The organism is uncultured Albimonas sp., assembly GCF_963977235.1.
Lineage (GTDB): Bacteria > Pseudomonadota > Alphaproteobacteria > Rhodobacterales > Rhodobacteraceae > Albimonas.
The window spans coordinates 19,612-44,150 of sequence record NZ_CAXBOD010000022.1 but is presented as its reverse complement, the minus strand read 5'-3'; the positions used below and the strand labels follow the sequence as shown (position 1 = coordinate 44,150).

General features: G+C 73.0%; 17 protein-coding genes. 10 read left to right on the top strand and 7 right to left on the bottom strand.

Annotation, left to right across the window (positions count from 1 at the left end; all coding sequences use genetic code 11):
* The 4 genes from AAC134_RS12265 to AAC134_RS12250 are packed head-to-tail and all read right to left on the bottom strand — an operon-like array spanning nt 1 to nt 3,516.
* A complete protein-coding gene (locus AAC134_RS12265; RefSeq protein ID WP_339949376.1) occupies nt 1-867 on the bottom strand; it encodes a branched-chain amino acid ABC transporter permease in 867 nt (288 codons plus the stop codon).
* On the bottom strand, nt 864-1,598 hold the full coding sequence (locus tag AAC134_RS12260; protein WP_339949375.1) for an ABC transporter ATP-binding protein: 735 nt from the start codon (nt 1,596-1,598) through the stop codon (nt 864-866). Before AAC134_RS12260 ends, AAC134_RS12265 begins: the two co-directional genes overlap by 4 nt.
* Nucleotides 1,595-2,377, bottom strand: coding sequence for an ABC transporter ATP-binding protein (locus tag AAC134_RS12255; protein ID WP_339949374.1), 783 nt, complete (start codon nt 2,375-2,377; stop codon nt 1,595-1,597). The genes AAC134_RS12260 and AAC134_RS12255 overlap by 4 nt, the downstream gene beginning before the upstream one ends.
* 2 nt (nt 2,378-2,379) lie before the next feature.
* Complete coding sequence (locus tag AAC134_RS12250) at nt 2,380-3,516, bottom strand: ABC transporter substrate-binding protein (RefSeq protein WP_339949373.1); 1,137 nt, start codon at nt 3,514-3,516, stop codon at nt 2,380-2,382.
* A gap of 186 nt (nt 3,517-3,702) precedes the next feature.
* Here AAC134_RS12250 and AAC134_RS12245 point away from each other — a divergent pair, with 186 nt between their 5' ends.
* From AAC134_RS12245 to AAC134_RS12225, 5 genes are all read left to right on the top strand, one after another.
* On the top strand, nt 3,703-4,803 hold the full coding sequence (locus tag AAC134_RS12245; RefSeq protein WP_339949372.1) for an NAD-dependent epimerase/dehydratase family protein: 1,101 nt from the start codon (nt 3,703-3,705) through the stop codon (nt 4,801-4,803).
* Nucleotides 4,804-5,037: 234 nt separating this feature from the next.
* Nucleotides 5,038-5,835, top strand: a complete 798-nt coding sequence (locus tag AAC134_RS12240; RefSeq protein WP_339949371.1) for an enoyl-CoA hydratase-related protein — start codon at nt 5,038-5,040, stop codon at nt 5,833-5,835.
* An 85-nt stretch (nt 5,836-5,920) separates the two neighbouring features.
* A complete protein-coding gene (locus AAC134_RS12235) occupies nt 5,921-7,480 on the top strand; it encodes an AMP-binding protein (protein ID WP_339949370.1) in 1,560 nt (519 codons plus the stop codon).
* 256 nt (nt 7,481-7,736) lie between these two features.
* On the top strand, nt 7,737-14,780 hold the full coding sequence (locus tag AAC134_RS12230) for an autotransporter outer membrane beta-barrel domain-containing protein (protein ID WP_339949369.1): 7,044 nt from the start codon (nt 7,737-7,739) through the stop codon (nt 14,778-14,780).
* A 136-nt stretch (nt 14,781-14,916) separates the two neighbouring features.
* Nucleotides 14,917-15,804, top strand: coding sequence for an alpha/beta hydrolase (locus AAC134_RS12225; RefSeq protein WP_339949368.1), 888 nt, complete (start codon nt 14,917-14,919; stop codon nt 15,802-15,804).
* Between the two features lie 81 nt (nt 15,805-15,885).
* Here the strand turns inward: AAC134_RS12225 and AAC134_RS12220 are convergent, their stop codons facing one another.
* The 3 genes from AAC134_RS12220 to pncA form a co-directional block, all read right to left on the bottom strand.
* Nucleotides 15,886-16,284, bottom strand: a complete 399-nt coding sequence (locus tag AAC134_RS12220; RefSeq protein ID WP_339949367.1) for a Zn-ribbon domain-containing OB-fold protein — start codon at nt 16,282-16,284, stop codon at nt 15,886-15,888.
* Nucleotides 16,285-16,288: 4 nt separating this feature from the next.
* The gene (locus AAC134_RS12215; RefSeq protein ID WP_339949366.1) at nt 16,289-17,449 is read right to left on the bottom strand and encodes a thiolase domain-containing protein; all 1,161 of its coding nucleotides are present in this window, start codon (nt 17,447-17,449) and stop codon (nt 16,289-16,291) included.
* A 228-nt stretch (nt 17,450-17,677) separates the two neighbouring features.
* Nucleotides 17,678-18,286 (bottom strand): bifunctional nicotinamidase/pyrazinamidase, encoded by a 609-nt coding sequence (gene pncA, locus AAC134_RS12210; RefSeq protein ID WP_339949365.1) that lies wholly within the window; start codon nt 18,284-18,286, stop codon nt 17,678-17,680.
* Nucleotides 18,287-18,895: 609 nt separating this feature from the next.
* On the opposite strand from pncA, the gene AAC134_RS12205 reads away from it, so the two are divergent.
* The 5 genes from AAC134_RS12205 (at nt 18,896) to AAC134_RS12185 (ending at nt 24,526) form a co-directional block, all read left to right on the top strand.
* Nucleotides 18,896-20,305 (top strand): hypothetical protein, encoded by a 1,410-nt coding sequence (locus AAC134_RS12205; protein ID WP_339949364.1) that lies wholly within the window; start codon nt 18,896-18,898, stop codon nt 20,303-20,305.
* A gap of 98 nt (nt 20,306-20,403) precedes the next feature.
* On the top strand, nt 20,404-21,765 hold the full coding sequence (locus AAC134_RS12200; protein WP_339949363.1) for an ABC transporter substrate-binding protein: 1,362 nt from the start codon (nt 20,404-20,406) through the stop codon (nt 21,763-21,765).
* A gap of 165 nt (nt 21,766-21,930) precedes the next feature.
* The gene (locus AAC134_RS12195) at nt 21,931-22,869 is read left to right on the top strand and encodes a branched-chain amino acid ABC transporter permease (protein WP_339949362.1); all 939 of its coding nucleotides are present in this window, start codon (nt 21,931-21,933) and stop codon (nt 22,867-22,869) included.
* The gene (locus AAC134_RS12190; RefSeq protein WP_339949361.1) at nt 22,866-23,810 is read left to right on the top strand and encodes a branched-chain amino acid ABC transporter permease; all 945 of its coding nucleotides are present in this window, start codon (nt 22,866-22,868) and stop codon (nt 23,808-23,810) included. The genes AAC134_RS12195 and AAC134_RS12190 overlap by 4 nt, the downstream gene beginning before the upstream one ends.
* A complete protein-coding gene (locus AAC134_RS12185) occupies nt 23,798-24,526 on the top strand; it encodes an ABC transporter ATP-binding protein (protein WP_339949360.1) in 729 nt (242 codons plus the stop codon). Before AAC134_RS12190 ends, AAC134_RS12185 begins: the two co-directional genes overlap by 13 nt.
* Nucleotides 24,527-24,539: the final 13 nt, after the last annotated feature.

Here is a 24,539-nt window from a genome sequence, read left to right as displayed (position 1 = left end):
TCAGCGCCCTCCCGCGCGGGCGGCGAGGCCGCCGGGCCGCAGCGCCAGCACCACGATCAGCACGCCGAACATCGCCGCAGTCGCGTAGGCCTGGCTGACATAGGCGCCGAAGAAGGCGGTGAAGAAGCCGAGGCCCAGCCCCGCGAGGTAGCTGCCCGTGACGCTGCCGATGCCGCCCAGCACCACCACCACGAAGGTGATGATCACCTCCTGAAAGCCCATCGAGGTCAGGATCGGCGTGCGCGGCGCCACCACCGCCGCGGCCAGCGCCACCGCCGCCCCCTCGAAGGCGAAGACCCCGAGGTAGACCCGGCGCACGTCGACGCCCGCGAGCTGCGCGAGCTTGGGATCCTCGGCCACCATCCGCACCAGCCGGCCGAGGCGCGAGCGCTCCAGCACCAGCTTCAGGGCGATGAAGACCACGATGGTCACGATCACGATGGCCACGTCCTGCCAGGTGATCCACAAATCGCCGATGTAGATGTCGAGCAGCGACAGCGGCGTGTCCAGGATCTGCCCGGTGGAGCCGAAGGACAGCCCCGCCACCCCCTCGAGCAGGTGCCCGAAGCCCAGCGTCACGATCATGATCGAGACGAGATCCTGCTTGATCGTCAGCCGCAGCAGGGTCGCCTGCATGATCCAGCCGATGATCACGCCCGCCAGCATCGCGGCGGGGACGGCGATCAGGTAGGGCAGCCCCCAGGCGGCCATCACGAACCAGGCCACGAAGGCCCCGATCATGTACATCTGGCCGTGGGCGAAGTTGACCAGCTTGGCCGTGCCCAGAAGCACCGTCCAGCCGATGGCGATCAGCGCGAACGCGTGGCCCAGGATCAGCCCGTTCAGCGCCTGCTGCGCGAAGTTCATGGCGCGCCCCCTCCCAGGTAGGCTTCCGCGATGCGCGGGTCGTCCTGCATCTGCGCGGTCGGCCCCTGCGCGAGGATCCGCCCCCGCTCCAGCAGCACCAGGCGGTCGACCACGGGGATCGTCGCCTTCACGTTCTGCTCGACCAGCAGCACCGTCAGCCCGTCGTCGACCAGCGCCCGGATCGTCTCGAGCACCGTCGAGACCAGGCGCGGCGCGAGGCCGATCGAGGGCTCGTCGAGCATCAGCGCCCGGGGCGCCAGCCGCAGCGCCCGGGCGATCCCCAGCATCTGCCGCTCCCCGCCCGAGAGCTGGCCGCCGAGATGCCCGCGCCGCGAGGCGAGGTTGGGGAACAGGTCAAAGATCTCGTCGGTGGAATAGGACCGCCGCCCCTGCGCGTGGCGGGGGTGGGCGGCGTGGGCGAGGTTCTCGTCCACGCTGAGCGTCGCGAAGATCAGCCGGGACTCGGGGATCAGCAGCAGCCCCGCCTTCACCCGGTCGGGCGTCCGCAGGCCCGAGACGTCGCGCCCATCGAGGCGCACCGTGCCGCTCGCCTTCGGCTCCCCGCGCGACCAGCCGGCCAGCGCGTTGACCAGCGTCGACTTGCCTGCGCCATTGGCGCCGATCACGCCCACCAGCTCGCCCTGCGCGATGGAGAGATGCTCGACCGAGAGGGCGAGGTTGCCGCCGTAGCGGACCTCCAGCCCGTCTGCCTCCAGAACCGGCGCGCTCATGCGCTGCGCCCCAGGTAGGCTTCCAGGACGGCGGGGTCGCGGCGGACCTCCTCGGGCGGGCCGTTCGCGATCATCCGCCCCTGGTCGAGCACGACGATCCGGTCGGTGACGCTCATGATCAGGTCCATGTGATGTTCGATGACGACGAGGGCCATGCCCTCGGCCCGCAGCGACTGCAGCAACGTCACCAGCTGGGCCATGTCGGCGCCGCCGAGGCCCGCGGCCGGCTCGTCCAGCATCAGGATCTGCGCGCCGGAACCGTTGGCGAGCGCGATCGACAGCATCCGCTGCACGCCATAGGGCGCCTCGCCGGGGTAGGCGTCGTGGTAGCGGGCGGGCACGCCCATCCGCTCGAGCGCCTGCGCGGCGGCCTTGCGGGTCTCGATGGCGTCCCGTCGGGTGGCGAAGGGGCGGAAGACGGCGCGCGCGAGGCTCGCCCCCCGCTCGTCCTGCAGGACGGCGGCCATGTTCTCGAGCACCGTCAGGTCGCCGAAAAAGGCGTTCTGCTGGAAGGCCCGGCGCAGGCCGAGGGCCGCGAGGCGATGGGCGGGGACGTGGGTGACGTCCTCGCCCCTCAGGGTCACGCGGCCCTCGCGGCGCACCAGGTGGGTGGCGGCGTTGTAGCAGGTGCTCTTGCCTGCGCCGTTGGGGCCGATGATGCCCAGGATCTCCCCGGGCCTCACCTGCCATGACACGTCGTCGAGGGCTTTGAGCGCCCCGAAGGCGACCCGCAGCCCCTCGACCTGCAGCGCGGGGGCTGCGGAGTCCGATGGCGTCATGCTTACTGCTCGACCACCATCTTTTCGTCCTCGACCACGAACAGGTAGTGGTTGGAGTCGAGCTGGCCGTTGGCCTGGAAGGAGATGTCGCCCAGCAGCGTGCCGGTGAAGGAGCCGCCGCGGATGCGGTTGGCCACGGCCTCCTTCTCGAAGGACCCCACCTCCTCGACCGCCATCGCCCAGACCTGCAGGGCCGCGGCCGCCAGCGCCATGTACTTGTCGGGCGTGCGGTCGTGCATCTCCTGCAGCTTGGCCACGAAGGCCTGGTTGACGGGGTTCGAGGCGAAGGGCTCGATCTCGGGGAAGTAGATGTCGGCCCCGACCACGCCGTTGGTTGCGGCGCCCGCGACCTCGATCACGCTGGGCGCCACGGTGCCCACCGCCGAGACCAGCGTGCCCGGCAGGCGCGAGCGCGAGGCCTGGCGGATCAGGGCGGGCATGCCCAGCCCCTCGTTGGCGTTGATCGCCACGGTGATCTCGGGGTTCGCGGCCTTCACGGTCGACAGCGGCACCCGGAAGTCGGCCTGGTCGAAGGGGAATTTCTCCACCGCCACCAGCTCATAATCGTGGCCCAGCGCGTCGAGCTCGGCCTCGATCGAGGCCTGGGCGCCGTTGCCGTAGGCGTCGTTCTCGGTGAGGAAGGCGATGCGCTTGGCGCCGTTGTCGACGATGTACTTCGCGATCACCGCGCCATCGAGCGCGTTGGAGCTGTTGAAGCGGATCGCCAGCGGGTTGCCCTCGCCCGAGAGGATCGGGTCGGCCTTCGAGATCGCGGTGATGTCGAGAATCCCGGCCCGGCTGATCACCGGCTGCATGGCAAGCGTCACGGGGCTGTTCCAGCCCTCGATGATCACCTCGACGCCTTCGCCGATCAACTCGTTGGCGCGGGAGACGCCCACCGCGGGCGTGGATTCGTCGTCACGGATGTGGATCTCGATCTGGCGGCCCATCACGCCGCCGTCGGCGTTGATCATCGTGGCCATGGCGTCGAGGGACTCGGAGATGTGCTGGCCCTGGGGACCGGCGCCGCCCGAAAGCGGAAAGATCGCGCCGACCTTGACCGTGTCCTGGGCCCAGGCCGCCCCGGCGGCGAAGACCGCGGCGGCGACGAGCAGACTCGTCCCGAGCATGCGGGTCATCATGTTCCTCCCTTAATTGGCCGTTTAATTGATTCGACCTTGGGGGGACCTTAGCATCTCGCCCGACGTTGCAACGAGAATCGTGTCGGTCGCGCGGGACCTCGCGCCGGTGCTCGTGCCGGTGCTCGCGGCGGCGTCCAACAGCGCGCCCCCGTCGCGGAGGGCGCCGCGACAGGGGAGTTGTTCATGACGCATGTGGTCATCGCGGGCGGGGCCGGCGTGGTCGGCTCGGCCGCGGTCGAGGCCTTCGCCGCCGCCGGCTGGCGGGTCACCGCCATCTGCCGCCGGCCTCCGCCGGCGCTGCCGGGGGTGACGCACCTGGCCCTCGACCTCAACGACCGCGCGGCCTGCGCGGCGGCCATCGGGCAACTGGGCGACGTCACGCATGCGGTCTACGCCGCGCTCTACGAACTGCCGGGGCTGGTGGCGGGCTGGCTCGATCCGGGGCAGATGGAGACCAACCGGGCGATGTTCGCCAACTTCCTCGACCCGCTGACGGAGGCGGCCGCGGGGCTGCGCCACGTCTCGATCCTGCAGGGGACCAAGGCCTACGGCGGCCACATCCGGCGCACCATGCCGATCCCGGCCAAGGAGCGGTGGCCCCGCGACGACCACCCCAACTTCTACTGGCTGCAGGAAGATCACCTGCGCGCGGCGGCCGAGCGCGCGCCCTGGTCCTGGACCATCCTGCGCCCGCAGGTGGTGTTCGGCGGCGCGGTCGGCTCGGCGATGAACATCGCGCCGGTGCTGGGGGTCTTTGCGGCGCTGTGCGCCGAGCAGGGGCGCCCCTTCGGCTTCCCCGGCGGCCCGGCCTACCTGTGGGAGGCGGCGGATTCCCGCCTGGTGGCCAAGGCGCTGCTCTGGGCCGCCGAGGCCCCCGCGGCGGCCAACGAGATCTTCAACGTGGCCAACGGCGACGTCGCCGACTGGCATCAGCTTTGGCCCTCGATCGCGCGCGCTCTGGGCCATGCCCCGGCGGCGCCCGAGCCGCTGGAGCTCGCCGCCTGGCTGCCCGCGCAGGCCGAGGCCTGGGACCGGATCCGGGCCCGCCACGACCTGCGCGCCCCCCCGCTCTCGGCCTTCCTGGGGGAGTCGCATCACTATGCCGACCGGGTCATGGCCCATGGCGGCAAGCGCCCGCGCGACCCCTGGATCGTCAGCACCATCAAGATCCGCCAGGCCGGGTTCGACGCCTGCCAGGACACCGAGGACATGTTCGCCGAATGGTTCGCCCGCCTGGTCGAGGACCGCATCCTTCCTCCGCCAGGCCCCGCCCCGCGCGATTGAGAGATTGCTGTTTAACTGACTAGCTAATACTGTCGCCTGACCAACGCCGGCGACGATCGGCGACGCCCCGAAGGGGAGGAGACATCGCAGCCGCCGCCCTCGCCCCCTGCGGGCGGGGGCGGCGTCGCGGCCCGCCCCCCCCCCACGGATCTTTCGCCCGATGCCCGGGCGACCCGGACGACCAACGACGGACCGCCGCGGACGCGGACGGAACCGCGGGGAGGAGACGACGCCATGGACGGAGCCGCGCCCGGTTTCGACACCCTGATCTACGAGCTGCGCGACCACGTCGCGCGCATCACGCTCAACCGGCCGCACCGGCGCAACGCGCTGAACCGGGAGGCCTACGACGAGCTCGAGGCCGCCTTCCGCCGCGCCTCGGCCGACCCCGAGACGCGCTGCGTGCTGGTCACCGGCGCCGACCCCTCGTTCTGCGCGGGCGAGGACGTCAAGGAGATGATGACGGGCGAGAAGAAGCCCCCCTCGACGCTCGCCAAGCGCCCGCCGACCCCCGCCGCGATGGCGGCGATGGAGTGCCCGGTCCCGGTGATCGCGGCGGTCAACGGCTCGGCCGTGGGCTGGGGGATGGAGCTCGCCCTCTACGCCGACATCCGCATCGCCTCGGAAAAGGCGGTCTTCGCCGAGCTGTTCATCCGCCGCGGCCTGATCTGCGATGTCGGCGGCCTCCTGCGCCTGCCCGCCATCGTGGGGCCGGAGCGGGCGGCCGAGCTGCTTTATACCGGCGACGTGATCGACGCGCAGACCGCGCTCGACTACCGCCTCGTCTCCCGCGTGGTCCCCCACGAGGCGCTGCTGCCCGAGGCCGAGGCGCTGGCCGCCCGCATCGCCGGCAACCCGCCGCTGGCGCTCCGCTGCATGAAGGAGGGCCTGCGCCGCACCGCCTATGGCGACCCGCGGGAGGTCGGCTCCTGGGCGATCGACACGATCTATCGCCTGTTCGACACCGAGGATCACCGCGAGGGCGTGAAAAGCTTCCTCGAGAAGCGCGAGCCGGTGTTCACCGGCCGCTGAGACCCCGACGCGGACCCCCGCGCGGCGCCGCCCGGCCCGCCCGCGCGCAGCCCCCAATCGCGACGGCCGGGCGCGGGAGGAGATCATGACCGCACCCAGACCCTGGGTCCGCATCGCGGACGAGACGCGCGCGCACGCCGAGATCGACGCGCAGGCCCGTCGCGCCGCCTCCGGGTTCCGCGCCATGGGCGTGGCCGAGGGCGACGTGGTCGCCGTGCTGATGCGCAACAGCTTCGAGTTCATCGAGGCGACGCTCGCCGCCGGCCTCGTGGGCGCCTACGTGGTGCCGGTGAACTGGCACAACACGACCGAGGAGGTGCGCTACGTCCTCGACAACTGCGGCGCGCTGGTGGTGGTGGCCCACGCCGACCTGCTGCGCCGCGCGCAGGGCGCGATCCCGCCGGGCGCGCGGGTGCTGGCCGCCCCCACCCCGCCCGCGATCCGCGAGGACTACTCGGTGGACGAGGCGACCGCCGCCGTCCCCGAGGGCGTGGAGCGCTGGGAGGCGTTCGTGGCCGCGAACGCCGAGATGCAGCCGCCCTTCGCCGTCTCCCCCGGCTCGATGATCTACACCTCCGGCACCACGGGGAACCCCAAGGGCGTGCGCCGGGCGCCGCCGACGCCCGAGCAGACCGAGGCCTCTGGCGAGATGCTGCGCATCGTCGGCGGGCTCGAGGGCTGGCAGGACCGGATGAGCGAGGCGGTGTTCCTGATCCCGGGGCCGGCCTATCACTCCTCCCCCAACGGCTGGCTGTTCGGCGTCTACGGTATGGGCGGCAACCTGGTGGTCGAGCCGCGCTTCCGCGCCGAGCGGGTGCTGAGGCGCATCGCGGAAAGCCGCATCACCCACGCGCTGATGGTGCCCACCATGTTCGTGCGGCTGCTGGCGCTGGACGCGCAGACGAAGGCCGCGCACGACGTCTCCTCGCTGGTCAGCGTCAACCACGTGGGCGCGCCCTGTCCGCCGCATGTGAAGCGCGCGATGATCGACTGGTTCGGCCCGGTGATCACCGAGCACTACGGCTCGACCGAGCTGGGCGCCGTGGCTTTCTGCACGGCCGAGGAATGGCTGGCCCACCCCGGCACGGTCGGCCGCGCGCTGCCCGGCTGCGAGATCGAGATCCACGACGCCGACGGCAACCCGCTGCCCCCGGGCGAGAGCGGCGAGATCGTCTCGCGCCGGGTGGTCTACGCCGATTTCACCTATCACGGCGACGACGCCAAGCGGCGGGCGACGGGCCGCGCCGGAGGGCTGCTGGCGCCGGGCGACATGGGATATCTGGACGCGGAGGGGTTCCTGTATCTCTCGGGTCGGGCCTCGGACATGATCATCTTCGGGGGGACCAACGTCTACCCGGCCGAGATCGAGGCCGAGATCCACAAGATCCCCGGCGTCGCCGACTGTGCCGTCTTCGGCATCCCCGACGAGGCCTATGGCGAGGTGGTCTGCGCCCACGTGCAGCCCGACCCGGGCGCGCGCCTGACCGAGGCGGGGTTGACCGAGGCGCTGAAGGGCGCGCTCGCCTCCTACAAGATCCCCCGCAAGGTGGTGTTCGAGGACAGCCTGCCGCGCGAGGACACCGGCAAGATCTTCAAGCGCAAGATCCGCGCGCCGTATTGGGAGGCGCTGGACCGCGCCATCTGAGGGCGCGCCCTGCAGGGCTGGCGGGCAAGGCCCGGGCGCCGCGCGCCCGGGAAACGCGCGACCGTGTTCATGCCTGTCGACCCCCAGTTTTCTGGTGACGAGGCGCGTTCAAAGTGTTGAACTGCGAAACGGCTTCGAGCGCTCGGGGGGGTCTTCGAAGTCGGCGGCGACCGAATCGCGATGAACGCGGCCGGGCCGTTTCGGGTTGGGCGGGCTCGATGTATCCCCGCCTGTGACAGGCGTGGGGAGTGCTGCCTTGTCCATCCTTCTTCGCAACGCCGCGGCGCGGCGTCCGTTCCTGTGTGCGATGCTGGCGACGTCCTCGGCGATCGCGCTGGCCTCGACCCCCTCGGCCCGGGCCGACGTGATCGGCTGCAGCACGTCCTACGACAAGACCTGCACGCTGAGCGCCGGCGACACCGGCATCGCCTTCGCCCCCACGCTCTCGCAAGACGGCTTCCTGGGCTATGTGGAAAATGACGTCGACGTCACCGCCACCGCGGGCTCGCAGCCGATCGTGATCGACTACCATGCCACCGGCAGCAGCGGCTCCACCAGCGGCGACGACGGCAACGACAAGGCGCGGGGCGTCGACGGGGGCGAGTTCTTCATCACCAACCGCGGCTCGCTGACCCTGACCGGCGGCGGGACCGGGGGCGGCGGGCGGCTGTCGCTGATCGACCTGCAGGGGTTCGGCGGCGCCGGCGCCACGCCCGATTCCAACGGCAACGACGGCGGGCGCGGCGGCGACGGCGGCATCCTGACGGTCGACAACTACGGCCAGATGATCGTGCGCTCGAACGCGCCGGGGTCCAACGGCGACGAGGTCTTCGGCGTCCGGGTGGTCAGCCAGGGCGGCGACGGCGCCGAGATGAACGGCGGCAGCGGCGACCAGAAGGGCGGCAACGGCGGCGACGCCAAGCAGATCACCATCACCAACCACGCCGGCGGACTGATCCGGCTGGGCGATTCCCAGACCAGCCTGCTCTCGATCCCCAACGGGGCGCAGGCCATCATGGCCTATGGCAACGGCGGCAACGGCGGCTCCGAGAATGGCGCGGGCGGCGCGGGCGGCCAGATCAACGTGACCAACGCCGGGACCATCGAGATGTATCTCGACACGACCGGCCATGTCGCCAACCCGCAGAGCTCGATCGCGGGCGTCTACGCCCATTCCCGGGGCGGCCTCGGCCAGTCCTCGGAAGACAACTCCGACCCCGGCGGCCGGGGCGAGGAGGGGCGGCCGATCACGATCGGGAACACGGGCTCGATCTCGATCTACGCGCCGAGCCTGACCGCCGCCTTCGACACCGACATGGGGTCGGGCGCGATGTTCGCGCTGTCGACGGGCGGCGACGGCGGCGCCTCGCCTGACAAGAACGTCGGCGGCGCGGGCGGCGGCGCGGCGGTGAACACCGACGGCTCGGTCGGCCAGATCCACCTCAGCAACACCGGCGGCGCGATCACGACGCAGGGCTACGGCCTGAGCGGCATGGTGGCGCTGGCGCGCGGCGGCGACGGGGGCGAGGGCAACGGCGACGACAGCTCGCGCGGCGGCGCCGGCGGGCGGGGCGGCGACATCCTTCTGGAGATGGGCGCCAACAGCACCCTCGACACCAATGGCGAGGCGGCCTACGGCGCGGTCGGCCAGTCGGTCGGCGGCATCGGCGGGGGCAACGCCAGCGTCGCGGGCGACGGCGGCGCGGCCGGAACGGTCAGGATGACCGGCGCGGCCGGCTCGTCCATCGTCACCCGGGGCGATTTCTCGACCGGCGTGGTCCTGCACTCGCTGGGCGGGGGCGGGGGCGTCGGCGCGGACTTCACCGGCGTCCTCTTCGGTTCGGGCGGGGACGGAGGCAACGGCGCCAACGGCTCGGGCGCCGAGATCGTCATGCAGGGCTCGGTCGAGACCTCGGGCGACCATTCCTACGGCCTGCTGGCGCAGTCGATCGGCGGGGGCGGCGGCTCGGGCGGCGTCGGCGCGGGGCTGGTGCTGGGGCTTGGCGGCGACGGCGGCGAGGGGGGGCTCGGCTCGACCGTCACCGTCCAGCACTCGGGCTCGGTCACCACCTCGGGCTACGGGTCGAACGGCATCGTGGCGCAGTCGATCTCGGGCGGCGGCGGCGCCGGGGGCGCCTCGGGCGGCGTGCTGTCGATCGGCGGCCAGGGCGGCGCCTCGGGCGCCAACGCCAACCAGGAATCGGGCGCGGCCGGCGTCAACACCGCCGGCGACGTGACCACCACCGGCGACGCCTCGATCGGCGTGCTGTCGCAGTCGATCGGCGGCGGCGGCGGCTCCGGCGCGGGGTCGCTGGGCATCGCGGCCGTGGGCGGCAGCGGCGGCGCGGCGAGCGAGGGCGGCGACGCCAGCATCTTCGCGGTCGCGGGCTCGACCGAGACCTCGGGCGCCTTCTCCCACGGGCTGGTCGCGCAGTCGATCGGCGGCGGCGGCGGCACGGGCGGCGACGTGATCGACATGTCGGTCGGGGCCGGGCTGGGCGTGGGCGGGTCCGGCGGCGCGTCGGGCGAGGGCGGCAGCGCCTGCATCTCGACCGACTACGACGCGTGCACGGACGGCCCCATCAACCCCAACGACGCCGCGGGCGCCCCCTCCGACGAGGGGGTCACCTACGTGACGACGCGGGGCGACTATTCCACCGGCGTGCTGGTGCAGTCGATCGGCGGCGGCGGCGGCGCGGGAGGTTCGGCGACCGGCGGGGGCGTGCTGGACATCACCAGCCTCCAGCTCGGCGGGACCGGCAGCGCGGGCGGGAACGGCTGGTTCGCGCAGGCCTACTGGCACGGCGCCTATATCGACACCTATGGCCAGAGCTCTCCGGGGCTGGTGGTCCAGTCGATCGGGGGCGGGGGCGGCTCGGGCGGCTCGGCCTTCACGGTGGGGGCCGAGGACGTGATTCCGCTGCAGATCGGCGGCGGCGGCTCGGCCGGCGGCAACGGGATCGCGGCCGTGGCCGAGGTGAAGGGCGGCCAGGTGCGCACCCGCGGCGCCAACTCGGCGGCCGTGGTGGCGCAGACCATCGGCGGCGGCGGCGGGACCGGCGGCTCGGCCCAGGGGCTGGTGGCGAACGTGGGCTTCGGCTTCGACGTCTCGGTCGGCGCCAGCGGCGGCGTCGGCGGCCAGGCGGGCGCCAGCGGCGACGGAACCGTCGTCGACATCAATGGCGGGGCCAGCCTGATCACCGGCATGAACGACGACGGCACGCCGGACTACGACGCGTCCGATTCCCCGGCCGTGGTGGCCCAGGGCATCGGCGGCGGCGGCGGCATGGGCGGCTCCTCGCTCGCCGACGCGCTGACGGTGGCGGTGCCGGTCGATCCCGAGGATCCGGCCAACGCGGTGGCGCTGTCGGTCTCCACCGCGGTGGGGGGCACGGGCGGGACCGGCGGCGCCGGCGGCGACGTCTATGTCTATCTCCGCGACAACTCGATGCTGACGACCGGCGGCGACGGCAGCCACGGCGTGCTGGCGCAGTCGATCGGCGGCGGCGGCGGCGCGGGCGGCGCCAGCCAGGCGCTGAGCGCCACGGTCGGCTATGCCGAGAGCACCTCGCTGGGCGTCTCCTCGGCCATCGGCGGCGACGGCAGCGGCGGCGGGCGCGGCCACACGGTCGCCTTTGCGCTCGAGGACACCGCCAGCATCACCACCTGGGGGGCGAACGCCAACGGCATCCTGGCGCAGTCCATCGGGGGCGGCGGCGGCGACGGCGGCGTGGGCAACGCGGCCGCCGAGACCATCGGCGGGGGCTTCACGGCCGACGTGAAGATCGGGCTGGGCGGCTCCGGCGGCTCGGGCTCCTTCGGCGGCGCGGTCAATCTGACGACCGAGGCCGGAACCCTCGTCTCCACCATGGGCTCGGGCTCGCGCGGGATCGTGGCGCAGTCGATCGGCGGCGGCGGCGGCGCGGGGCAGGGCGGGACCATCGGCATCGGGGCCGAGTTCGGGACCGGCGGCGGCGAGGAGGCCGAGGGCGAGGGCGAGGAGGGCGAGTTCGAAGGCGACGTGACCCTCAGCGTCGGCGCCAGCGGCGGCTCGGGCGCGACCGGCGGCGCAGTCGACGTGACCCTGAACGGCGGAGTCGCGACGCAGGGCGACGACGCCGACGGCGTCCTGGCGCAGTCGATCGGCGGGGGCGGCGGGCTCGGCGGCTCCGCGGCCAACGACACGGGGCGCGAGAGCAAGTCCTTCGGCGACGACTCGAAGACGACCTACAACCTGACCCTCAGCCTCGGCGGCTCGGGCGGATCGGGCGGGACCGGCGGGACCGTGTCGCTCGACTTCGGCGGCGCGATCGCCACCCGGGGCGACTGGGCCCGGGGCATGGTGCTGCAGTCGATCGGCGGCGGCGGCGGCGTCGGCGGCACCTCGACCGCCGAGGGGTCGGAGGCGACGGCCAACCTCACGCTGGGCGTCGGGGGGACCGGCGGAACCGGCGGCCATGGCGGCGACATCTACTTCACCGCGAACACGCCGAACACCTCGATCTCGACGCTCGGCTACGGCGCGCACGCGGCGGTGCTGCAGTCGATCGGCGGCGGCGGCGGCCTGGGCGGGGACGGCTCCGACCAGGCGGCGGGCGACCTGACGGTGGGCGGATCGGACGGCGGCGCCGGCGGCGCCGCCGGCAACGGCGGCGCGCTGTCCTTCAACACGGAGGGCATGTTCCTCTATGCCACGACCGCGGGCGACGACGCCTACGGCCTGCTCGCCCAGTCGATCGGCGGCGGCGGCGGGCTGGGCGGCGCCGGCAACTCCGAGGCGTCCGAGAAATCCTCGTCCCACCAGCTCCAGGTCACGGTCGGCGGCCGGGGCGGGGCCTCGGGCAACGGCGATATCGTCAACCTCGTCCTCTACGACGCCCAGGTGACCACCTCGGGCGACCGCGCCTTCGGCGTCGTCGCCCAGTCGATCGGCGGCGGCGGCGGCGTCGGCGGGGCCGCGGACACCGACTCGCTCGCCTCGGTCACCGTCGGCGGCGGCGGCGGCGCCAGCGGCGCCGGCGGCCAGGTCAGGCTGGACACCACCTCCTCGACCCGCATCGCCACGTCGGGCGCCGGCGCGCACGGGCTGGTGGCCCAGTCGATCGGCGGCGGCGGCGGCATCGGGGGCGACGCCTCCGGCCCCACCTACCAGTTCCGCGGCATCGAGGGCGGCGGGGGCGCCTCGGGCGAGGGCGGCCTCGTCAACCTGACCATCGACGCCACCATCACCACCACAGGCGCGCGGGCGCACGGGATCGTCGCGCAGTCGATCTCGGGCGGGGGCGGCATCCAGGGCGGACCCGAGGGGGTCAGCTACGGCTCCAGCGCCGGCGACTCGCCGACGGCGCAGTCCACGGGCGAGGTCTATATCGACGTCTCCAGCTTCGGCGTGGTCCATGCCCAGGGCGCGGGCTCCATCGCCATTCTCGCGCAGGCCGACGGGGCGCAGACCCCGGGCAAGATCGACGTCGAGATCGACGGCAGCGTGATCGGCGGAACCGGAAGCAACGGGACCGGCGCGCTGCTGATCGACGGGTCGAACAACACGGTGCTGGTCGGCGGCGGCGCCTATCTGGGGACGGCGGACGGCGACGGCTATGCGGTGCGCTACCTCGGCTCGCGCAGCAAGGCGCAGGGGTCCTACATCACCGTCTCCAACTACGGGACGCTTGCCGGCGACATCGCCTTCGAGAACGCCGACGGCAGCGGCGGCGCGGCGGGCGTGCTCTACAACCAGGGGACCTGGACCGGGATCGACCGCTCCGCCGCCGATGTGACCAACGCCGGCACGGTGGACCTGGTGGCAGAGCCCGGCGTATTCGCGGGCGGCGGCGCCGCGCCGGGCCGCGGGCCGCGGCTGAGCCCGCTGACGCCCCCCGCCCCGCCGCGCGCGGGCATCGGGCAGGCGCGCCTGACCGGCGACTTCACCCAGACCCGCGAGGGCACGCTGCGGGTGACGGGCGACTTCGACCGCGAGCGGATGGACCTGCTGCAGGTCGACGGCACGGCCCGGCTCGGCGGCACGCTGCTGATCGAGCCGGTGACCATCTCTCCCGACGCGCAGGTTCAGGTGATCTCGGCCGAGGGCGGCCTGCGCGGCCGCTTCGACGAGATCGAGAGCGTGCTGTTCGAGTTCGCGCAGACCCGCGCCGGCGGCGCGATCGCCGTCGAGGCGGTGGACAGCAACCTCGCCGCGCCCGAACTGGGGCTCGACGCCCAGCAGGCCGCGGCGGGGCGCTATCTCGACGGCGTGTTCGACGCGGGCGGCGAGGGCTTCGGCGCCTTCTTCGCGGGGCAGGAGCGGCTGGCCCGCCTCGACCCCGCGGCCTACGCGCAGTCGCTGTCGATCTTCGCGCCGGGCGCCACCCTGGCCCCGGCGGCGGCGAACTTCGACCGCGCGCGCAGCCGGCTCGACGCGGCGCAGGGCTGCGACGGCCCGGCCGCGATCGGGGGCGGGGGCGCCGCGATGGACGGGCAGGGCCGCTGCGTGCGGATGCTCGGCGGGATCGAACGGCGCGACCAGCAGGGCGACGCCTCGGGCGCGTTCGGCTACGACGGCTCGGTCTGGACCACCGGCCTCGCCGGCCAGGCCATCGTCGCGCCAGGCTGGATCGTGGGCGGCGCGGCGGGCTACGAGGGGGCAGACTACTCCGGCGACACCTCGACCTCGGCCGAGGGCGGAACCGGCTTCCTCGCCGTCTCGGCGCGCCACGAGATCGGCGCCTGGGGTCTCTCGGCGGGCCTCGGCGGAAGCTGGGGGTCCTTCGACCTCGAGCGGCGCCTGGCCGCCGCCACCGCCACGGCCGAGACCGACGTCTGGAGCCTCTCGGGCCGGGTCCGCGCCGACTGGACGATGGCGCTGCCGCACGGCTGGCTGCGGCCCTCGCTCGACGTCGACGTGGTGCACTCGGCGGCGGGCGGCTACTCCGAGCAGGGAGCGGGCGCGCTGAACCTGGCGCTCGCCTCGAGCAGCGAGACCGCGGTGATGGTCACCCCGGCGCTTGAGGTGGGCGGCGAGACGCCGCTGACCGCGTCCTCGATGCTGCGCGGCTGGGTGAGGGTGGGGGCGACGCTGTCCTCGCTCGACGGCTATCAGGCGCAGGGGCGCCTCGCCTCGGCCAACCCGGCGCTGGGCAGCTTCGCCAACACGGTGGCGGTCCCCGACGCGACGGCGCGGCTGAGCGCGGGCCTCGCGGTCGTCGACTCCGAGCAGCTGTCGGTGGAGGCGGTCTACGACGGCGCCTTCGCGGACGGCTATTCGGCCCATGGCGGCAGCCTGCGCCTGACCCTGCGCTTCTGAGCGCAGGGCCCGACCCATCCCGAAGCCGGGCGCGCCCTGCGCCCGGCTTCTTCATGCAGGCGCCTCCGGGCGCGGTTCGAACGGCGGCGCGAAATGCGCTGTCACCGGGCGAGATCAGATCACGCGAGGCGAACGAATGGAGACGGAACAGGCCGCCGAGGCCGAGGAGTGCGCCTGGGAGGTCGACGGCCTGCGCTTTGCGGGTCTCGCCTGGGGGCCGGAGGACGGCACGCCGGTGCTGGCCCTGCACGGCTGGATGGACCACGCCGGCAGCTTCGCCGAGTTGGCCCCCCGGCTGACCGGCTGCCGGGTGATGGCGCCGGACCTCAGCGGGCAGGGCCTGAGCGGTCACCGCGCGGCGCACGCCACCTACAACATCTGGGACGACCTTCCCCAGCTCGTCGGGCTGCTCGACCTGTGGGACTGGGACGACTGCGTGCTGCTGGGCCATTCGCGCGGCGCCAACATCGCCTCGCTCTTCGCCGCCGCGCTGCCCGAGGCGGTGCGGGCCTACGTGGCGCTCGATTCCCTCGCCCCCCAGCCGATCGGCGAGGACGTCGCCGCCACCCTGCGCGCCTTCGTGCAGGAGACCCGGTTCCGCCGCTCGCGCCCGCCGCGCCTGTTCGAGAGCCCGGGCGACTACATCCGCCGCCGCGGCGACAAGGGCAACGCCGAGCGCACAGGCGAGGCGCTGGCCGCCCGCGCCCTGGTCGAGACGCCCCACGGCTTCCGCATGCGCGGCGATCCGCGGCTGTTCGCAAGCTCTGCGGTCAAGCTCAGCCAGGCCCAGGTTGAGAGCGTGCTGCGCGCCATCCGCAGCCCGGTCCTCAACATCTGGGCGAGCGAGGGCACCCTGCACCTGCGCCCCGAAAATGCGGGCGTGGCCGAGCGGGGCGCCGAGCTGATCGAGGACTACGCGCGCCTCGAGCTGCCGGGCGACCACCATTTTCATCTGGACCCCGCCACCGCCGAGCCGATGGCCGCGGCGATCCTGGATTTCCTGGATCGCAAGGGCGTTCGCTGAGCCGCCGGGCCAGGCCGGGACCAAAGCAAAGGGCGGCGCCGGACCTCCGGCGCCGCCCTTCGTCGTTTCGCTCCGTCCCGATCAGGCCGGGGTGAACACCAGGATGTTCTGGCCCGAGGCGGAGGGGCGGAAGGCGGCTTTCACCTTCTGGCCGATCTTCAGCGCCTCGGGGTCGCAGTCGACGATGTTGGTGATGGCGCGCACCCGGTCGGCGATCTCGACATAGGCGTAGACGTACTTGCCCCCGCCCTTCACCTGCTGGGCGGTGAACGAGTAGATCGTGCCGGTCCCGTCGCTCTCCTTCCACTCGAGGTTCGTGGAGTAGCAGTGCGGGCACATCGCGCGCGGGAAGTGGTGGCCCCGGCCGCAGTCGAGGCAGGTGCGGATCACCAGCTTCTCTTGGTTGCAGGCCTCCCAGAAACCCTTGGTCTCGGGCAGCATCCAGGGGTCGGCGTAGCTCATCTTGTGGTCTTCGGCCATGGGATCAGTCCTCCCGCGCGAGAATCAGGGTCGAGGCGCCGTGGCGGGTGCCGAGGCTCCCCCCGGTGCCATGCGCCAGCGCCAGGGCGCAGTCGGGGACCTGCACGGCCGGGTGCGCCTCGCCGCGCAGCTGGCGGACCGCCTCGATCACCTTGGTCATGCCGCCGCGGTTGCCCGGGTGGTTCGAGCACAGGCCCCCGCCGTCGGTGTTGAACGGCAGCTTGCCCTTGCCCGAGATCAGGTTGCCCTCGGCCACGAAGCCGCCGCCGTGGCCCGGCTTGCAGAAGCCCAGGTCCTCGATCTCGAGCAGCACCGTGATGGTGAAGCTGTCGTAGATCGAGGCGTACTGGATCTGGTCGGGGGTGCAGCCGGACATCTTCCAGGCCTTCTCGGCGGCCCATTTGCCCGCGGTGAAGGTCAGGTCGATGTCGCCCGCGCCCTGGTGCTTCACCGCCTCGCCGGTTCCGAGGATCTTCACCGAGGGGCGGTCGAGCTTCTTTGCGATGTCCGAGCGCGCCAGCACCAGCGCGCCGCCGCCGTCGGTGATCACGCAGCAGTCGAAGCGATGCAGCGGCGAGGCCACTATCGGCGAGTTCACCACGTCCTCGACCGTCACCACGCCCTGCAGCAGCGCATGGGGGTTGTGCTGGGCGTGATGGGAGGCCGCGACCTTGATCCAGGCGAGCTGCTCGGACGTCGTGCCGTACTCGTGCATGTGCCGCTGGGCGGCGAGCGCGTAGTTCGCCGGCACCGTGGGGTGGTAGGTCAGCTCGAAGTCCTGGTCGGGCTTGTTGGCGTCGGTCATCGGGCGCGAGCCCTTGGCCGGCGTGCGCGGCTTGCCCGCCAGCGTGACCAGCGCCACGTCGCACAGGCCCGCGTCGATGGCGCGGGCGGCGCGCGCCACGTGGGAGACGTAGGAGTTGCCGCCCGTCTCGGTCGAATCCGTGTAGCGGGGCGTGATGTTGAGATACTCGATCAGGCTCATCGGCCCCATGCCGGGCGTGTCGCCGCCGCAGAAGAAGCCGTCCACGTCCTTCATCGTCAGCCCGGCGTCCGCGACGGCGCCCAGCGCGGCCTCGGCCTGCATCTGCGCCAGGGACTTGTCCGGCGCATGCCGGTACGGGAGTTCGTAGGCGCCCACAAGGCGCGCGTCATGTGCGGTCATCTTCCCTCCAGGTTCGTCCTTGCCCGAGCCTCGCGCCGCGGGTCGGCGGCAAGGTCGGGTGCAGCGCGGCATGCCTGCCGGCCGGTCGGATAATCGCCGTTATCTTTCCCGAGCGCCAGTGCGTCGGCGCGCCCGCGGCGGTTCTGCCGCGCCGGGGGGCGCGAGGCGGTTCTGCCGCGCCGGCGAGGGTCCGGCCTCGTCGGGGACGACGAGAGGGGGGGGCGGGGATCAGCCCTCGAGCAGCCTCACCCCGGCCGCGCGCATCTCCTCGAGGGCCGGGGCCAGCGATCCGTCGAGATCGATCGCCCGGCAGGCGTCGAGCCGGACCGTGGCGCGAAAGCCCAGCCGGGCCGCGTCCACGGCCGACCAGCGCACGCAGAAGTCGGTGGCGAGCCCACAGAAGGTCAGGTCGGCGATCCCCCGCTCGCGCAGATAGCCGGCGAGGCCGGTTGGCGTCTCGTGGTCGTTCTCGAAGAAGGCCGAGTAGCTGTCGATCGCCGGGCGGAAGCCCTTGCGGATCACCAGGTCGGCGCGCTCGGTGGCGAGGTCGGGGTGGAACGCGGCGCCGGGCGTGCCCTGGACGCAGTGGACGGGCCACAGGACCTGCGGACCGTAGGCGGCTTCGGTCATCGAGAAGGGCTCGGCGCCGGGGTGGTTGGCGGCGAAGGAGGCATGCTCGGCCGGGTGCCAGTCCTGGGTGAGGACGACGGCGCCGTGCTCGGCCTGCAGCGCGTTGACGAGGGGCGCGATCTCGTCCCCGCCCGCGACGGCGAGCCGGCCGCCGGGGCAGAAGTCGGTCTGCAGGTCGATGACGATCAGGGCGCTGTCGGCGGTCATCCGGGGCTCCGGTCTGGGAATTCGCGAGGGCTGGGAAATCGCGAGGGCTGGGGGAGCCTCGGGCAATCGGGGCGCCCGTTCAAGGGGGCGCCGCGACAAGCCTCGCGCCCGTGGCCCGGTCTCGCCCGCGGCGCGGATCTGGCGTCCCGCCCGTGGCGGGCGTCCGGCGTCGCGCGGGATGCGGGCGTTCGGAGGCGCGCCGGGGGGAGCGTCGGGCGTGGCGCCGGGGAGCGCCACGCGCGTGACGGTCGGCCCGGGCGGTCGCGCCGGCGGTGGACCGGGCGCGGCGGGGCCGGGCGCAGAGGTCCGCCCGGGCGCCGCGCCCCGGCGCCCGGGCGGCGCCGGGATCCGCCCGTGGCGCAGGTCCGGCGCCCCGTCCCGGGCGCCGGTCGCCCCAGGCGCATCGCCGAAGCGCGCCGCGGGCGGGGCGTCTGCAAGGGGCGAGGCGCCGGACGCGGCGCTCCCTCGCCAGGGGCGCCGCGGCGCGTGGCGGGCGCGACAAGGCGTCGGTTGCTCTGCCGGGCCGGATGGCGCGGAGTGGCTGCCATGGGGAACGCAGGTCCAGGGCGGAGGCATGGGGCGGCGCGCGGGCGGCGCGCGGCGCGGGCCGTGCGGTTCGCGACGCCGGCGGTGTTGATGGCCGCGCCGGCGCAGGCGCATGTCTCGGAAGGGGCGGTGGCGCTGCTGCTGCCCACCGCCTACTGGATCCCGGCGGGAGCGGCGGCGGTCGGGGCCTCGGCGCTGGCGCTGGCGCTGGCCCCGCCGGCCTGGGCGCGGGCGGCGACGCGGGCGCTGCGGCTGCCGGTCCCCGCGCCGCGGGGCGGAGAGCGGCTGGCGGGCCTCGCCTCGGCGCTCGGTCTCTGGGCGCTGATCCTCATCGGCTGGTTCGGGCCGCGCGATCCGCTAGAGAACCTCGCTTCGCTGGGCCTGTGGTGCGGGCTCTACATCCTGGCGCCCGCGGCGATGTTGCTGGGAGGCGACCTCTGGGCCTGGCTCTCGCCCTTCCGCGCGCCGGTCCGCGAGATCCGCGCCCGCCTCCTGCACGACCGCCCCCCGCCCCTCCCCCTGCCGGAGCGGTGGGGGATGTGGCCCGCCGCCCTCTCGTGGCTGGCGGTGATGGGCTTCGCGCTGGCCGATCCCGCGCCCTTCGATCCCGCCCGCGCCGCCTCGGCGATGGCGCTGTGGTGGATCGTCCACGTCGCCTTGGCGCTCGTGTTCGGCGAGGCCTGGCTGGAGCGGGGCGAGGGCTTCGGCGCCTGGCTCTCGCTGTTCTCGGCGCTCGCGCCCCTGCGCGAGGAGGGCGGCCGGCTTGCCCTGCGCCTGCCGGGCGGGCGGCTGGCCGAAGGCGCCGCGGGCGCGCTCGCCGGGGCAGGCGCCGCGGGATTCGCGCTGGCGGCGCTCGGCGCGGGGATCTTCGACGGGCTGAACGAGACCTATGTCTGGCTCGACTGGATCGGGGTGAACCCGCTGGAGTTCCCGGGCCGCTCGGCGGTGATCGCGGAATCCCTGCTGGGCATGGCGGGCTCGGTGGCGCTGCTGAGCCTGGCCTGCGGGGGGTGCGTGGCGGCGGGTCTGGCGCTGGCCGGCCCCCCGGCGCCGGGCGACCCCGTCCCCCCCGGCTTTCGCGCGGCCTTCGCGCGGCTGGGCCTGTCGCTGGTTCCCATCGTCGCGGGCTACCACCTCGCTCATTACATCCCCGTCGTGCTGGTGCAGGGGCAGTACCTTTGGGCGGCGCTGGGCGATCCGCTGCATCGGCACTGGGAGCTGACCAGCTTCACCTCGCACGAGGTCACCACCTCGTTCTTCAACCATGTCGACGACGTCCGCCCGATCTGGCTGACCCAGGCCGCGGCCATCGTGCTGGGCCACGTCGTCGGCGTCTTCGTCGCCCACGCCGCGGCGCTGGACCTGTTCGGCTCCGCCCGCCGGGCCGCGCGCTCGCAAATTCCGCTGGCGGGGTTCATGGTGCTGGCAACGCTGCTCGGTTTGTGGCTCCTTGCCGCTCCGAAAGGCGCCTGAACGGGGCTGGTGCGAAAACGCTGGACAAGTTGTTTGCACACATACAGCTTGAGTCTATTAAACCGGCGGTCAGCCGGGGACCGACAGAGGAGGGTCCGATGTCCGAGATCGTGAAGAAATCCGCGTCCGGGGGGACGACGAAGATTGAGACCACGGCGACCGGAACGGGCGCCGCAGGCGGGGGGCTGAGCCGGCGCACCGCGCTCAAGGGCCTCGCGGGCCTCGGCGCTGCGGGCGCGGGCCTGGGCGCGCTGCCCGGCTTCGTGCCCTACATCCAGGCACAGAGCTCGGCCCCGATCAAGATCGGCTTCCAGGTCCACCGCACTGGCATCGGCGCCGCCTACGGCCGCTGGTACGACCGCGTCACCACCGCCGCCGCGACCCTGATCAACGAGCAGGGCGGCATCAACGGCCGCGAGGTGCAGATGGTGGCCGAGGACGACGGCACCGATCCCAAGCGCGGCGCCGAGGTGGTCGAGAAATTCGCCACCCAGTCCGAGTGCGACGTGGCCTACGGCACGCTGTTCTCCCACGTCGTGATGGGCTCGGCCCCCCGCGCGGGCGAGCTGAAGATGCCCTATTTCGTGGTCTCCGAGGGGCACCACGTCGCCTCGGGCGCGCTGAACCGCTGGACCATCCAGCCGGGCATCTGCGACGTCAAAAGCCAGGTGATGGCGATGGCGCCGTTCATCACCTCGACGCTCGGCAAGAAGGTGACGATGGTCTATCCGGACTACGCCTTCGGCCACGATCACCGCGACAGCCTGGTCCCCGCGATCCAGGCCCAGGGCGGCGAGGTGATCAAGCAGATCGCCATCCCGCCGACCGAGACCAGCTTCACCAAGTACTTCCCCCAGATCCCGCGCGAAACCGAGGTCCTCTACCACGTGATGGTCGGCCCCGCGGTGCTGACCTTCGTCAAGGAGATGGGCGAGTTCTTCGGCCCCTCCCGCCCCGAGATCTTCGGCTTCATCGACAGCCTCGAGGCGACCGACCTGACCAACCCCGGCCTCGAGTATCTCGACGGCACCTACTTCTGGGAGGGGATGCCCCGCTACGCCCAGGAGGGCGGGCCGCAGTTCGACGCCTTCTACCGCGAGAAGGTGGGCTGCGACGCCAACGGGGCCTCGGTTTCGGACCCCAAGGACGTCTCGACCTACGCCCACATGTTCGGCTGCTGGGAGACGATGTTCGTGATCAAGGCGGGCATGGAGGCCGCGGGCTACGCCGGCCCCTCGGACCGCCAGAAGCTGATCGAGGCGGTCGAGGCGATGGGCGAGATGCCGGCCTCCGAGATGCACCCCCAGGGGCCGAAGCGGTTCAACGGCAAGACCCACCAGGTGTTCGGGCCGCAGTACGTCTCGAGGGTCGAGGGGGGGAAGCTCGTCCTCAAGCACACCGCGCCGATCGAGGCGGGGCTCTATCCCGACGAGGTCGACTACACGACGATGTCGTTCTGACGCCGCTTCGCGCCCCGGCCCTCGCGCCGGGGCGCGCAAGGCGCCGCGGCCGTCCCGCTCCGAGGGGAGGCGGGGCGGTCCCTTTCCTGACTTCCGCCGCCGGCCGGCGGCGCCCGCAGGCCGGGCGCCCGGCCCCGGCCCTTCAACGAGCCGCCTGACGCCCCCATGGAACTCGGTCCCTACCTGTTGCTCGCCTCGCTCGAGGGCGCGGTGCTGGCCGCCGTGCTGTCGCTGACCGCGCTGGGCCTGAGCCTGGTCTTCGGCGTGATGCGGGTGGTCAACGTCGCTCATGGCGAGTTCTTCATGCTCGGCGCCGTCGCGTCGTGGTTCGTCGCGACCTTCGTGGACGAGACGCTGGGCGCCCCGCCCTGGCTGGGCTTCGCGGCTGCGCTGATCTTCGCGCCGCTGGCTGTCGGGGCGCTCGCCTGGGCCGCCGACCGGCTGGTGCTCGAGCGGGTGGGCTACGACCCCGAACGGACCATCGTGGCGACCATCGGCCTGCTCTACATCATCCAGCAGGCGACCCTGATGGGGTTTGGCCCCGACGCGCGGCCCGTGCAGCCGCCGTTCAATCACCGCCTGGCGCTGCCCTGGATCGAGTGGGGCGAGCAGGGGCTGGCGCTCTACTGGCCCTGGGGGCTGTCGACGACCTCCTACAAGCTGTTCGTGATCGGGGCGGCGGTGGCGATGCTGATCGCGGTGTGGCTGGTGCTCTCGCGCACCCGTCTGGGCCTTGTGATGCGCGCCACGCAATATGACCGCGAGACGGCGCAGGCTTTCGGCATCCCCGTCGGCCAGGTCTTCGCGCTGACCTTCGCCATCGGCGCGGGGCTGGCCGCGGTGGCGGCCGTGCTGATCGTGCCGATCCAGCAGGCGCATTACCTGATGGGCGGCGACCCGCTGCTGCTGAGCTTCATCGTGGTGATCATCGGGGGCTTGGGCAGCCTGCGAGGCACGGTGCTGGCCGCCCTGCTGATCGGGATGAGCGACGGGATCATCTCGGTGTTCTTCTCGCCGACGCTGGCCAAGATCCTGGCGACGCTGCTGGTGGCGATGGTGCTGGTGTTCCGCCCGCAGGGCCTGTTCGGAGCGCGCGCGGCATGACCGGTTTCGCCAAACCCGGCGCCCTGCACATCGCGGTCGCCCTGCTGCTGCTGGCGGCGAACTTCCTGCTGCCCGACTATCACCACGGCGTCATCGCCCGGGTGCTGGTGCTGGCGGTCTTCGCGCTGGGCTACAACGTGATGTTCGGCTACGCGGGGCTGCTGTCGCTGGGCCATGCGCTGTTCTTCGCGGCCGGCCTCTACGGCATGGGCCTGCCGATGCAGCACCTCGGCCTCGCCGCAGAGCCCGCCTTTGTGGTCGGCATCTGCTCGGGCGCGCTGATCGCGGCGGCCGTGGGCGCGCTGGCGCTGCGCACCGCAGGCGTGGCCTTCATGATCGTCACGCTTATGTTCGCCCAGGCCGGCTACCTGACGATCCTCTACTTCCTCGAATACACCCGCGGCGACGAGGGGTTCGTCATCGCCCGCGAGGCGCGGACCTTCTTCGGCCTCGACCTCGCCGCCCCCGACGTCCGCTATCTCGCCGCCTGGCTGCTGTTCAGCGTGGCGATGTTCATCGTGCTCGCGCTGGTCCGCTCCCCCGCCGGCCGGGTGCTGGTGGCGATCCGCGAGAACGAGGAGCGGGCGCGGATGCTGGGCTACGACGTCGCCCGCTACAAGCTGGGGGCGATCGTGGTCTCGGGGGCGCTGTGCGGGGCGGCGGGGGCGGCCTACGGGCTGCTGTTCGGCTATGTGGGCGCGACCTTCGCCTCGGTGCAGTATTCGATCCTGCCGCTGCTGTGGGTGCTGCTGGGGGGCGCGGGGACCGTGCTGGGGCCGCTGCTGGGGGCCGCCTTCATGTTCTACCTGATCGACCTCTCCAGCGGAATCACCGACGCCTACATGCTGATCGCGGGCGCCGCGCTGGTCATCCTGACCCTCTTCGCCCCCGCCGGTCTGCTGGGCGAGCTTCGCAGGAGGGCGCTGCCGTGGCTGCCCTGAGCGCGCCCGCGCCCCTGCTTTCGACCCAGGGCGTCACCCGCTGGTTCGGCGGCCTCTGCGCCGTGGATCACGTCGAGTTCTCGTTGCCCGCCGGCGAGATCCGCGCCCTGATCGGGCCCAACGGCGCGGGCAAGTCCACCTTCGTGGGGCTGCTGGCCGGGCGCATCCTGCCCTCCGAGGGGCGGGTGACCTTCGCGGGCCAGGACGTGACCCGCCTGCCGGCCCACGCCCGCATGGCCCGCGGCATGGCCTACACCTTCCAGATCACCTCGATCTTCGCCAACCTCTCGGTCTTCGACAACGTGGCGCTGGCGGTGCAGCGACGCCTCGCCCCCGGCCAGTCGCTGGCGGGCGAGGTCGAGGCGGCGCTGGCCCGCGTCGGCCTCGCCGACCGTCTGGGCCAGGTTGCGGGAGACCTCTCCTACGGCCACCAGCGCCTGCTGGAGATCGCCATGGGGCTCGCCCAGCGCCCCCGGCTGCTGATCCTCGACGAGCCCACGCAGGGCCTCTCGGACGGCGAGATCGAGGGCTTCAAGGCCCTGGTCCGCGAGGTCGCCCGCGAGGCGACCGTGCTGCTGATCGAGCACAACATGGACGTGGTGATGAGCCTCGCCGACACGATCACCGTGCTCGACATGGGCGCGGTGCTGGCCGAGGGGACGCCGGCCGAGATCCACGCCAACCCGGCCGTGCAACGCGCCTACCTGGGGGGCTGAGGATGGCGGAGGC